Here is a 13,047-nt window from a genome sequence, read left to right as displayed (position 1 = left end):
GATAAGATCGAGGGTGTTTTTTGTTCCTCACTAATCAATGTTGATCAAGTATACGTTCCGTTAAACGCACCATGACTAACTGATCCTACATATTGGTTTAGCTCTACACCATGTTTGATAGCGGCAGAGATAAATTGTTTCGCTTTAAGGACCGCTTCTTGTACAGATGCTCCTTTTGCAAGCTCTGCAGTGATTGCTGCAGCAAACGTACATCCTGCACCATGTGTGTAGGTTGTATTAATTTCATCTGATTCAAGCAGTTGCATCTCTTTTCCATCATAAAAAACATCTACAGCGTTCGGGTGATCTAGTTTGCTTCCACCTTTAATGACTACATTCTTGGCACCCAATTCATAAATAGCTGCTGCAGCATCTTTCATTTGATCAACCGTTGTAATTGGACCGTTACCTGTTAGTTGTGATGCTTCAAATAAATTTGGTGTAACGACAAAAGCTTTAGGTACGAGTACATCTCGTAAGCATGAATCGGTTTCAGGGTTTAGTGCCTCGTCGGCGCCTTTACATACCATAACGGGATCAACGACAAGATTATGGATGTTGTATTGTTCTACCTTTTTAGCGACTAATTCAATAATATCAATTGAACCGAGCATTCCAGTTTTAGCCGCATCTATTCCGATACCTGCAAGAACAGTCTCTATTTGTTTTTCAGTAATAGCTGGATCAATTGGGAATACTTCATGTGCCCAACCTGAATGCGGATTTTGCGCAACAATGGTCGTTAACGCATTCATTCCGTATACACCTAATTCCTGAAATGTTTTTAAATCAGCCTGAATCCCTGCGCCGCCACTTGTATCAGAGCCGGCAATTGTTAGTGCTTTGTAACGTTTCATATCGCATAAACTCCCCTTATCCTAAGAACTATCTTCATTATACTAAAGTGGGACAGGGAATGAAAAGGTATGGGGCTAAGAATCTCATCTCTGATGAAAAATTTGTAAGAATAAGCTGAAAAATTACATAGAGATAACCGATAAGAATAGAAAGTGTATGTTATAGGGAGTGAGAAATTGTTGAAAAGTGTTAGAGGAAAACTATTACGCATTTTTTCAGTCATTATCGTCTTATTTTTAGCGTTCTCCATATATAGTGTAGGAACGCTCTATCTTTCAAATGAACGTCTGGATGAAATGGAACAAAGTGAATTTCCATTGCTTCTAGCCAAGGAACAAATGGCTTTTAATATTACAGATCGTTTGGCTGCATCAAGAGGTTATGTCCTTTTTGGTGATGATGATTATTTTGAACGCTTCGAAACATTAAGTGAGGAAGCGCTTACTCTGGAAGAACAACTATTACGTTTGGCTCCAAATGATGAAGAATTAAGCGCCGCGCTTGAATATACACACGCCTGGGAGGGTGTATTAACGGGTGAAGTGTTCCCGATGTATAAAAGTGGAAGTGTTGATCTAGCACGTTCCATGATGAATCTTCGTTCAACTCCAATTGCACGAAATCTAACAACTCAGTTTCAGGAAATGTCAGAGGATGAGCGTCATTCTATGGCAGCTAGTATACAAAATACTCAAGAAGCCAGTGCACAATTACAACTAGTGGTCATTATCTTAACCCTTATTATTACAACGATTATGATTATTTTAGCTTTACGACTATCTTCTTCTATATCTAATCCGTTAAAGCAATTAGTAAAAGAAGTAGATCTAATTAGTGATGGTGATCTAACGGGAGAACCGATTAAAGTTAAAACGAAGGATGAATTAGGTAAGTTAGCTGAATCCTTTAATAAAATGAGAGATTCGTTACGCAGTCTAATTGGAACAACCGCGAGTATGTCTGAAAATGTAGCAGCTACAGCTGAGCAGCTGTCTGCTAGTTCAGAAGAGACATCAGCCGCAACGAACCAAATTGCCGGAACCGTGCAATCATTATCAAGTTCAGCAGAGGCAAGCTCTGTATCAACAAAAAATAGCTTGGAAGCGTCAAATGCGATGGCAGAGAGTGTGGAACATATTACATTAGCAACGGCAACTGCCATTGAAGCGTCTGTACAGATGGAGGAGCGCTCTACAAGAGGTAAGCAGCTTATTGAGCAAGCGGTTGGACAGATTGAAGACATTCAAGAAACAGTTGGAAAAACAGCAGATGTTATGGGTCAGCTAGATACACGTTCAAAGGATATTGGTGATATTCTAGAGTTAATTACCTCCTTATCGGAACAGACAAACCTACTTGCTTTAAATGCTGCCATTGAGGCAGCACGGGCAGGAGAGCATGGAAGAGGATTCGCTGTAGTAGCCGATGAAGTCCGTAAGCTCGCAGAAGAATCAAAATCCTCAGCTAGCGAAATCGAGCGAATGATCAAGGCGATACAAACGGATGCAAAAACAGCAGCCATTGAGATGAAAAAGGGGACAGAAGAAGTATCGGAAGGCACTGCTATGATGAAGGAAGTAGGCTCTTCTTTTGAACAGATCTCCGAGTCGATTAAAGAAGTGAACAATCAGATGATGGCCGTATCCACAGCAACTCAAGGAATTGCTAAACAAACCATGACATTGAATGAGCATATTTCTAATATGGATGCTCAATCTAAGTCGAACCTAGAAAATACAGAAGAAGCGGCTGCAAGCACCGAGCAACAACTGGCAGCGATGCAGGAGGTCGCAGCCTCTGCAGAAGTTCTAACGGAACTCGCCAATGACCTACTTGATGAAGTATCTAAATTTAAACTATCATCAAAAATTGATTTTAAATCTAGCCAGAATGACACAGATTTCGTGAATGAAGAGCAAGATCATGTCGCGAGTGCTGAAGATCTAGACGAAGATCAAGCTGATGATGATCTTGGAACGGAACAAGAGTTAGATCATGAGATAGATGAGGAACAAAACGAAGATTTCCCTAATAGAAAAACATCATAATGACAAAGCCCTGAGGAGACTATATGTTTTCTCAGGATTTTTTGTTTCTTTACATCCCCTTTACAAAATCTTCATAATGGGTCACTAGAACAACAGGGTCTAAATACCTATTCTTAAAGAAGGGACATAGTAGGTGAAGGGGAGATGAATATGAAAAGTGTACGAGGTAAACTGTTACTGATATTTACAGCGATCGTGACATTATTTATTGCTTTTACAAGTTATAGTATCTGGAATACATATCAGACTAATCAACATATCGAGGAAATTAGATTAAGTCAGTTGCCATTACTCTCTGCAAAAGAGCAAATGGCTTTTAATGTTGCTGAACGTTTAGCTTTATCTAGAGGATATCTACTGTTCGATGACGAAAAGTATTTAGAAAGGTTTAAGGCAATAAGTGCCGATAGTAAAGAGCTTGAGGACACGGTTCTTTTACATTCTTACGAAGAAAAATTGATTGAAGCGATAGACCAGGCAAAAGAGTGGGAAGATGTACTTACATTTCAAGTCTTTGGACTAATGACAGATGGTGAATATGAACTTGCTGCTAGAATTATGGATGAGAGGTCTACACCAATAGCTAATGAGATTATGGAAACTTTTCATACACTTGCAGCAGATGAACGAGAAAAGATTAATGAGAGTATAGAAGTGGTTGTCGCTTCAGGTGAGAGGCTTCAGATGATATCAATAGTCATTGCTAGTACTGTCTTGTTGATCATTTTGTGGATATTCTTTCGTATATCTGCAATGATTTCGAACCCATTAACCCTTCTGGCAAAAGAGGCAAATTTGATTGCGGATGGAGACCTTAGGGGTGAGCCCCTAAGGTCCAATTCAGCAGATGAGATTAGTGTAGTCACACATTCATTTAACCAAATGCGTCACGCGCTAAAAAAATTAATTGGATCGACTGCCTCGATGGCTAAGGATGTTTCAACCACAGCAGATAAGCTATCTAGTAGCTCACTGAGTACTGAAGACTCTGCACATGAAATGACAGCGAGCTTACAGGCTTTGACCGCTATGGCTGAACTTAATTCAAAGTTAACGACCAGAAGTCTGACCCAAACAAAGGGTGTGGCAGAGAGTGTTGTGACCATTAATGAAGCTGCAGCGACTGCAACAGCTGCAGCGGGTCAGATGGATAATCAAGCGAAGTCAGGTCAAAAGCTGATCCAACAAGCGATGAATCAAACCGCTACAATTGAAGAGACAGTTCTTCATGCAGCACAGACAATGGAACGACTAGATAAGCGTACGGATGAAATTGGACAAATTCTATCAGTACTTACTGAAGTATCAGATCAAACTGGATTACTTGCTTTAAATGCATCAATAGAGGCAGCCAGAGCAGGGAAGCATGGTTATGGATTTGCCGTTGTTGCGACAGAAGTTCAGAAGCTCTCGGAACAGTCAAAGTCATCTGCCTCAAAAATCGAGAAATTAATCACTTCTATTCAAGAGGAAACTAAAAAGGCGGTAGTCGAAATTGAAACAGGAAGAACGGAGGTTGAAGAAGGTACAATGTTGATGAATCAGGTGGTAGATTCCTTTGACCAAATCATAGCAACGGTGCGAAAGGTATACACACAAATGGAAGGTGTCTCTGCTTCAACTGACTCTATTTCTTCAGATATAAAAGAACTGCACACTCAAATAGGAAGTGTAAATAATGCCTCTCTTGAACATGTTAAGCAAGCTGAAGTAGCAACAAGACTGACAGAAGAACAGCTTCGTATTATTCGAGAGATGAAAAACGCAGCTAATCTTTTAGCCGCTCACTCTAGAGGATTGGAAAAAGGATTAATAAAATTCCAACTAACATAACTTTGTACCAAATATTTAGCAAAAAAGACTGGCTAAATATTAATATATATGTATAATTATTTAGGGATATTAGAAACGTAGTTACATTATCTAACGGTCCACCGTATAAATTATATAAGGAGTAATATATATGAACTCAGTTAAGGAAAAAAGTTATTTCTCAATACGTAATTTATTTATTTTTCTTATTCCATCTTTACTTGGTATTTTCTTGTTTATGGTTCCACTTACAGATTCAGATGAAAATATTACACTTCCGGTAGCGTTCATGGCAAATACTCTTTTAGACCTTCTAGCTGGTGCAACACCAACGATTATTTTAGCAGTGTTATTAATTTCAGTGATTATGACGATTTTTGTGACAATCGCAAAGCCAGCATCTTTTATGCAAAATGCATTCTTAAAAAGATTATTTGTGGTTGGGCCATTTTGGTTGATCATTCGTGTGCTTGGTGCCATTTTTGGTGTCATGACCTACTTTCAGTGGGGACCCGAGGCTGTATGGGGTGAATATACAGGTTTAGTTGTATATGGTGATCTTCTTCCTGTACTATTCGCAGTCTTTTTATTTGCGGGTTTGCTCCTTCCACTATTATTGAATTTTGGTTTACTTGAATTGTGTGGGGCCCTTTTAAACAAATTGATGCGCCCGCTGTTTAGATTGCCTGGTCGATCTTCGGTGGACTGTCTTGCATCTTGGATGGGTGACGGAACGGTTGGTGTTTTGTTAAGTAATCAACAGTATGAGCAAGGACATTATACAAGACGTGAAGCTGCAATCGTTTCTACAACGTTCTCAGTTGTTTCAATTACCTTTACGATTGTCATTTTGTCTTATGTTGAACTTGAGCATATGTTTTGGCCATATTACCTGACGATCGTTGTTGCGGGTCTTGCAGCAGCTATTATCACTCCACGTATCCCGCCTTTGTCTAGAAAAGCAGACACGTATATAGATGGTCGGGAGGCAAAGAATGAAGTTCATCCAAAAGGAACAAATCTTTTTTCTTTAGGATTTAACCGTGCAATGATGGTTGCTGATAGAACAGCTAAACCTAAAGAGCACGTTAAAAATGGTCTGCAAAACGTTATGGACATGTGGTTAGGCGTTATGCCAGTTGTTATGGCTGTTGGTACTCTTGCTTTGATTTTTGCTGAGTTGACTCCAGTATTCACATGGTTAGGAGCCCCATTTGTTCCGGTATTAGAATGGATGCAGGTTCCTGAAGCTGCAGCAGCTGGTCAAACAATGGTTATTGGATTTGCGGATATGCTATTGCCTGCTTTACTTGCAGGTGGCATTGAAAGCGAAATGACACGTTTTATCATTGCTTGTTTATCTGTCACTCAGCTTATTTATCTATCTGAAACGGGCGGATTACTTTTAGCTTCAAAATTACCAGTAAACTTCTTAGATCTTGTTCTGATTTTCTTAATCAGAACGATTATTACCTTGCCTGTGATTGTAATCATGGCACATATATTCTTTTAAGTTAGAGAAAGCGGGATGGACAAGTAAGGCGTCCATTTCGTTTTTTTTAGTGGTTTTTTTGCTCGTGATACAATATAGAAAAGTTCGTTATAAAAAGAGGTGTCAAAACAACATGAGTATTTTGAACAATCAATGGCAGGAGCAATTATCACCAGAGTTTGAAAAACCTTATTATCTTGAACTACGTGAGTTCTTAAAAGAAGAATATAATACGCAATCCATCTATCCGCCGATGCAAGATTTATTTAATGCGTTGCATCTAACTGATTTCCAAGATGTAAAAGTGGTTATCATCGGACAAGATCCATACCACGGTCCAGGACAAGCACATGGGCTGAGTTTTTCTGTGCAATCAGGAGTCAAATGTCCGCCCTCATTAAAAAATATATACAAGGAGCTTCAAAGTGACCTTGGGTTTGAACCACCTGATCATGGAAACCTTGTTCCGTGGGCAAAACAAGGCGTCTTACTTCTAAACACCGTGCTGACGGTTCGCCAAGGAGAACCGGCTTCACACCGAGGGAAGGGATGGGAGTACTTTACGAATGCAATCATTGATTCATTAAATGACCGCGAACAGCCAGTTTGTTTTCTACTTTGGGGTAAACACGCTGAGTTAAAAGGAGAGAGAGTCATCAATCCACAGCATTTAATTCTAACCTCCCCGCACCCAAGCCCATTTTCAGCGCGTCGAGGATTCTTTGGCAGCCGTCCGTTTTCGACTATTAATAAGTGGCTCGAGCAACAGAATCTAGAACCTATTAATTGGAAGCTTTGAATTAGGTCTGGTATATGAAGGGAGTCGTCCGTTTTGCATAAGATAGTGTACCTCGTTTCCGCGATTCTTGTGGGGGCGTTGTTTCAGGCAATACATGTACCTGCAGGATGGTTGCTTGGAGCGTTAGTTTGTGGGATCATTTGGTCATTTTCGAGTGGGAAAATCGTTTTTTCAAAACGCTACTTTTCTATTATTCTTGCAGTGGTCGGAACCAATATTGGATTTACAGTTGTCCTAGAGCGATTTGTTACTTACAAAGAGCTGATTATTCCATTATTAATCTCAATTCTTCTTACCATTATTTTCGGCTTAATTTTAGGTCGAATGTTCCAAAAGTGGTCTGGACTTGATGAAAATACCGCCTTTTTTTGCTGCCTACCAGGCGGAGCCTCAGAGGTTATTGCAGTCAGTGAAGAATACGGAGCCGATCAACGAATAGTGGCCGCTTTTCATACAACCAGAATCACCTTATTTGTGTTGGCCATCCCTTTTTTAGCAGGTGTTATTTCAGATGGGAGAAATGATTTACCGATTCAAACTCCAAATATATCAGCCATTGGTTTTATCTCCGTTCTCCTATGTGTTATTGTGGTCGCGCTCCTATCTGCTCGAATTGGCGGATACATCCCCTTTCCAGGTGCCATTATATTTATAAGCATTGGTCTTGGGTTCGCCGCGCATACCTTTGTGTTACCGGACGCAACCATGCCATCCGTTATCCCGGGTTTAGCTCAAGCATTAATGGGCGCAATTCTCGGCATGCGCTTTGATCGAGAGACACTTAGTGAGTTATTACGAATTGGGAAGGTCAGCGCACTTACTTTGGTGATTTACTTCGGAGCGAGTATCTTACTCGCGAGCTTATTTTTTACCATTACATCAACATCGTTTAGTGAATCCATGCTGGGCATAGTGCCAGCAGGTGCAGCCGAGATGGCAGCAACCGCACTCTCACTTAACCTCGATTCCACATTGGTCGCCACATTGCAGATGCTTCGAGTCCTCTGTTTATTTGCAGCCCTTCCTTTTTACATTAAATGGTTTGCGAAAAAGCCAGTGAGGAGTGAAGTGGAAGAGGGGTAAGAGTGATTGGTGGGGGTAGCAAGAGGGGATGCTCTGTTGCCCAGGAAGAAGGCAGATTAAGCAAGAAGTGTGGATCTATAACAAGAGAAACCTCCGCAACATCAAGAGTTATGCAGTGGTTAGCAAGATGAGAGCCTCATAACCAAGAGAAACGCAGGAACCACCAAGCCCGCACCCTCAAAACAAAGAAAGAAGCAGACTGAAGCAAGAGCAACGCTGTTTTTATCAAGAGGAAGCGATGTTTAGCAAGAGAAAGACTAGTTCAAGAGACAAAAGGAATAAAAATGTCCATTTTTATTAATTGAATTGGAATTTGAGGTTTTGGCAAGAGGGAAAGTGTGCTTAGCAAGAAGTGGAGCGCCATACCAAGAGAAAACCTCACAACGTTAAGAGCGATGAAGTGGTTAGCAAGACGGGAGCCTCATAACCAAGAGAAACGCAGGAACCACCAAGCCCGCACGCTCAAAACCAAGAAAGAGGCAGACCGTACCAAGAGCGTCGCCACTTTAGTCAAGAGGAAGTCTATTTTAGTAAGAACCAAAGCACCGCACCAAGAGCTACCGCGCCGCACCATGAACCAAAGCACCGCACCAAGAACCCCCACCGCACCACATTCAAAACAAAAAAGAAACGGGGCACTCACCCGTTTCTTTTTGTGTTGAATCAGCTTTATTGAAGCATTTGGCTTGACTTTGGTGTTGGCATTTGTACGGGCTGTGTGGCGGGTACATATGCTTGAGTCATGGCCTGGGAATCCTTTGCAGATAGTTGAGGTACTTGGTAATACCCGTGCTTATTCTGGTAAAGGAACACTTCATAAGACATTTCAATGAAGTTTGGAATCGTATCGGCTAAAACTCGGCGAACGACGGGGTTGGTGATTTCACTTGCAGCCATCCCGATTAAGGACGCTTCCGATTTTAACAGACCAAGCATGTGAGCAGATAATCCGGTTTCTTTCACGTCATTTAGAGACTGGTTTGGTTTCTTTGGCTGTGAAGGTTTAATTCCATAAATGACGTCATGAGTTTGAGTCATTTTATAGACACCTGTTGAGCCAGAGGGTTTTTGACCAGTGCTAAAGGCTTCTACAATTAAATTGTATTGGCTCTCGATGAATGAATATTGCCGGTCGAGGATGTCGATTAAAGTTTGATCCTTCATGAACGAACGGAAGATCATATATTGGTCAAGGACGTTAATCATACCCGCAATGATCTCATGGCTGTCAAAAAGTTCGTGACCACCGTGATTCATTTTTGGTGGAATCTGTTCAGAGTGCGTTTGATTAGCCTGGTTCTGATTCGGTAAGCTGTTCATTGTGTGCGCCTCCTTTTGGTTAGGAACCCGATGCGGTCCATTTTTTAATATGGCTTAAATTATCAGAAAAATACGTGCTTATTTTTAGAAAAAATGAAAGCGCATAAACATGCTTTGTAATGGGGTAGGATGAATAATCAGTTATTTCAGAAGAATAGAAATAATGTCAGGTAATCTTCCATTTATGTAGCTAAAGCATTACAGAAACGTATAATTAGGGGTGACAAGAGATGTCAACTATCTTTACGCAAGTAAAAGATTGAAAGGGGCGAAAGAACTTGAACGATCCTATTTTTCTAATGAACAACTTATGGTTAACGGTAGCTGCAATTTTAGTACTATTTATGCAAGGTGGATTTATCTTACTTGAGGCCGGTTCGACGAGAATGAAGAACGCAGGTCATATTGCTGGAAAAACAATTTTTACAGTAGGTATTGCTTCATTAGTATTCTGGGCAGTAGGTTACGGATTTATATATGGTGAAGGAAATGCATTTATTGGCTTATCTAACTTTTTCTTTGGAGACTTCACTAGCTTTGATGCGGAAGGTACAACTGGATCGGTTGATTTCTTCTTCCAGTTAACGTTCGCAGCAATTGCTTTAACGATTGCGTTTGGTGGATTTGCTGAACGTGGAAAGCTTGCGGCATACGTATTATTCGCTGTACTTTTCTCAGCAGTTGTATATCCAATTGTTGCTCACTGGATTTGGAGTGACGCTGGTTGGTTATCATCACTTGGTAAACAAGATTTTGCGGGATCAACGGTTGTTCACTTAACTGGTGCAATGGGTGCTCTTGCTGCAACGATTCTTCTGAAACCACGTTTGGGACGCTTTAATAAAGATGGTTCGCCAAACGAGATTTATGGTCATAACCAAGTATTCACGGCACTAGGTGTTCTTATCCTTTGGGTTGGTTGGTTTGGTTTTAATGCAGGTAGTACAGGTGGAGTAGCAGATGGGTTCTTCGGCTATGTAGCGTTGAATACACAGCTTGCAGCCGGTGCTGGTGCTATTGCTGCTCTGTTCATAGTCTATGCTTTATCTGGTAAGTCAGATGTTCCAACAATGCTAAATGGTGCTCTTGCAGGACTTGTGGCAATCACGGCATCGTGTGCATTTGTTGCTCCTTGGGCAGCGGTTATTATCGGTATTGTTGGTGGTTTAATTGTATACTTCAGCATGAAATTCTTTGATAAAGCAAGAATTGATGATCCAATTTTTGCCCTTTCTGTTCACGGGGTAGCTGGTGTTTGGGGAACTCTTTCAACAGGATTCTTTGCAACACCTCAGCTGGCTGAAATGAACGGAGGACGTCCAGGGTTGTTTTACGGTGGTGGATTGACTCAGCTTGGAGTTCAAGCTATTAGCGTTATAGCGTGTGGAGTGTTTGCTTTTATCGCATCGTACGTCATTCTACTAGGTATCAAAGCTGTTCTTGGTGGCCTTCGTGTTACTGAAGAAGAAGAGATTATGGGACTTGATATTAGTGAGCATGGTAGCTACGGATATCCAGAAAATATGCAAGCGGAAATAGATAAGAAAAAGACAGGTGCATAAGGAGGTCCATATGAGTGGACTGCCTAATCAAAACGAACAAAATCGTTGGCAGAATCGTTTAGATGAGCTGTATCAAAAGCGACTATCCGATTTGAAGAAAATTGAGCCAACGATACAAAATGTTCATGAGCTCCATGAGAAGTTAATGAAAGAGACTCTTCAGGTAGCGATTGAAAAGACTGAAAGTGAGTGGGGCAGTGTTCCTGCTCACTTTACTTTCTTTGTAATGGGTAGTGCCGGCCGAGCGGAACAACTCTTCTGGAGTGACCAAGATCACGGCATTATTTTTGAACAAAAAGAAGGAACAGATAAAGAGGAATTACAAACGTATTTTCTTGAACTTGGAGAAACGATTGTTGATGCCCTAGAGGCTGTTGGCTATGAACGTTGTGATGGAAATGTAATGGCATCTAACAAAAAATGGTGCAAATCCAGGCAAGACTTTACGGATCAGATATTGCGTTGGTTAAAAGAGGACACGTGGGAAAATTTACGATATTTGTTAACCTTTTTTGATGGCAGAGTGGTGTCAGGATCTGAAGAGTTTCTAACGGACTTAAAGCAGACTATTTTTAAAGAGGTACAAAGGAATCCAAAGTTACTTAATCGATTCAAAGATAATACTGGGCGTCTACGTAATGGTATTGGCATGTTTGGTCAGCTTCTTACAGAGACGGAAGGCAAACATAAAGGAACATTTGATTTAAAACAGCTTGCATTATTTCCATATGTGAATGGCTTAAGATTACTCGCAATTCAGGAGGAAGTGTTAGCTTCAGAGACGCTTGAGCGTTTTCAGCAGCTTTCAGAATCTCAATCAGATATTAAAAAATATGAGCCTTCTTATCGTAAACTTCTTGAGAAACGATTGATGTGGCAACAATCAATTGATCAGTACGATTACATTCATCATTTACAGGTATCAAGTCTTGATTCAGATGAGAAGAGACAACTTAAGCAATGGATTAAGGAAGGTAGAGAGCTTTACCACAAGGTAGAACAAATAGTAGGGAGAGAGTAGTTTGTTATGATGAATAACATGATTCAGCTTGTTAAGCAGCTTTCGACTAAATTAAGCCCTGGCATATATACGTCGTCGCAACAACAGTCGGCAGCGAATCAATTAGCTCATGTTCGTGAAATTCAACGACAACTTAAGCAGCATGATGTGTTGGATAACCCACTCTCTACTTTACCTTTTGTGGTTTTTGATCTTGAAACGAGTGGTTTTAATCCTGATGTTGGCGATAGTATTTTATCGATAGGCGCCGTGAAAATGGTGGGTTCAACGATATTAGAAGAAGATACTTTTTACTCTACCGTAAAGCCTAAAAAACAACCTTCTGAGGAGATCCTTGCATTGACTGGATTAACAAATGAGGAATTACAGGATTCTCCGCAACTTGTTGATGTCCTGACTTCATTTTATCAGTTTATTGGAGATGCGACTCTTGTAGCCCATCATGCAAGCCATGAAAAACGATTTATGGCTCATGCCACTTGGCAAACATTACGTCTTACTTTTCAACATCGACTTGTGGATACATCGTTTCTAACAAGAGTGGTAGCACCTGATCAAGAGTTGGTTACTCTTGATGAATGCTGTGCTTATTACAACATTAAAACAAGTAATCGACATCATGCTATGTCAGATGCGGTTCTTGCTGCTAAGCTATGGCGTGAAAATGTTGTAAAGGCAGAGTCACTGGGCTTCCATTCATTACGAGATGTGTATGTACACTTAGCTAAAGGTAAGTAGAAAAAGGTTGTTAACATCAGAGTATATATACAGAGGAGGAAAGGGTTGTGAGTCATGACATCCCGCCTAGACAAGCATGTTTCCCTATTCGTGTAGTAATGGAGATGACGGATTTATCGGCAAGGCAAATCCGTTATTATGAGGAGCAGGGGCTTGTAAAGCCTGATCGTAATGAAGGAAATCAGCGTATGTTTTCATTATTTGATATTGAGCGGTTGAACACGGTGAAAGCTTATATTGAAAAAGGAATTAACATCGCAGGAATAAAAGCAATTATGTCTTCAGACGGTTGAGCATAGGAGTGTCCAGATCTT

At 40.6% G+C, this 13,047-nt stretch carries 11 protein-coding genes; 9 read left to right on the top strand and 2 right to left on the bottom strand.

The genetic code is table 11. The annotated features are described in order from the left end of the window. Nucleotides 1-44 precede the first annotated feature (44 nt). Complete coding sequence (pdxK, locus tag NDM98_RS11395) at nt 45-857, bottom strand: pyridoxine/pyridoxal/pyridoxamine kinase (RefSeq protein ID WP_251607612.1); 813 nt, start codon at nt 855-857, stop codon at nt 45-47. Between the two features lie 180 nt (nt 858-1,037). Between pdxK and NDM98_RS11390 the strand changes: the two genes are divergently transcribed. The 5 genes from NDM98_RS11390 (at nt 1,038) to NDM98_RS11370 (ending at nt 8,092) form a co-directional block, all read left to right on the top strand. Next, a complete protein-coding gene (locus NDM98_RS11390; RefSeq protein WP_251607610.1) occupies nt 1,038-2,906 on the top strand; it encodes a methyl-accepting chemotaxis protein in 1,869 nt (622 codons plus the stop codon). Nucleotides 2,907-3,056: 150 nt separating this feature from the next. Continuing rightward, on the top strand, nt 3,057-4,739 hold the full coding sequence (locus tag NDM98_RS11385; protein ID WP_251607609.1) for a methyl-accepting chemotaxis protein: 1,683 nt from the start codon (nt 3,057-3,059) through the stop codon (nt 4,737-4,739). 130 nt (nt 4,740-4,869) lie between these two features. After that, the gene (locus tag NDM98_RS11380; protein WP_251607607.1) at nt 4,870-6,231 is read left to right on the top strand and encodes a YjiH family protein; all 1,362 of its coding nucleotides are present in this window, start codon (nt 4,870-4,872) and stop codon (nt 6,229-6,231) included. A 112-nt stretch (nt 6,232-6,343) separates the two neighbouring features. Then, on the top strand, nt 6,344-7,009 hold the full coding sequence (locus tag NDM98_RS11375; protein WP_251607604.1) for a uracil-DNA glycosylase: 666 nt from the start codon (nt 6,344-6,346) through the stop codon (nt 7,007-7,009). Between the two features lie 33 nt (nt 7,010-7,042). Next, on the top strand, nt 7,043-8,092 hold the full coding sequence (locus tag NDM98_RS11370) for an AbrB family protein (RefSeq protein WP_251607602.1): 1,050 nt from the start codon (nt 7,043-7,045) through the stop codon (nt 8,090-8,092). 669 nt (nt 8,093-8,761) lie between these two features. Here the strand turns inward: NDM98_RS11370 and NDM98_RS11365 are convergent. Next, complete coding sequence (locus NDM98_RS11365; RefSeq protein WP_251607600.1) at nt 8,762-9,412, bottom strand: spore coat protein; 651 nt, start codon at nt 9,410-9,412, stop codon at nt 8,762-8,764. 299 nt (nt 9,413-9,711) lie between these two features. Here NDM98_RS11365 and NDM98_RS11360 point away from each other — a divergent pair, with 299 nt between their 5' ends. From NDM98_RS11360 to NDM98_RS11345, 4 genes are read left to right on the top strand one after another with little or no spacing between them, the layout of a single operon-like run. Then, nucleotides 9,712-10,974 (top strand): ammonium transporter, encoded by a 1,263-nt coding sequence (locus NDM98_RS11360; protein WP_251609104.1) that lies wholly within the window; start codon nt 9,712-9,714, stop codon nt 10,972-10,974. 10 nt (nt 10,975-10,984) lie between these two features. Next, complete coding sequence (locus NDM98_RS11355) at nt 10,985-11,995, top strand: DUF294 nucleotidyltransferase-like domain-containing protein (protein ID WP_251607598.1); 1,011 nt, start codon at nt 10,985-10,987, stop codon at nt 11,993-11,995. Between the two features lie 6 nt (nt 11,996-12,001). Then, the gene (locus NDM98_RS11350; RefSeq protein WP_251607597.1) at nt 12,002-12,733 is read left to right on the top strand and encodes a 3'-5' exonuclease; all 732 of its coding nucleotides are present in this window, start codon (nt 12,002-12,004) and stop codon (nt 12,731-12,733) included. A 47-nt stretch (nt 12,734-12,780) separates the two neighbouring features. Further along, a complete protein-coding gene (locus NDM98_RS11345) occupies nt 12,781-13,026 on the top strand; it encodes a MerR family transcriptional regulator (RefSeq protein WP_308807711.1) in 246 nt (81 codons plus the stop codon). Nucleotides 13,027-13,047: the final 21 nt, after the last annotated feature.

Origin of the sequence: Alkalicoccobacillus plakortidis (genome assembly GCF_023703085.1) — a bacterium.
Classification (GTDB): Bacteria; Bacillota; Bacilli; order Bacillales; family Bacillaceae_D; genus Alkalicoccobacillus; species Alkalicoccobacillus plakortidis.
Note: the sequence above shows the minus strand (reverse complement) of the source record. Positions and strands in the feature narration are given on the sequence as shown.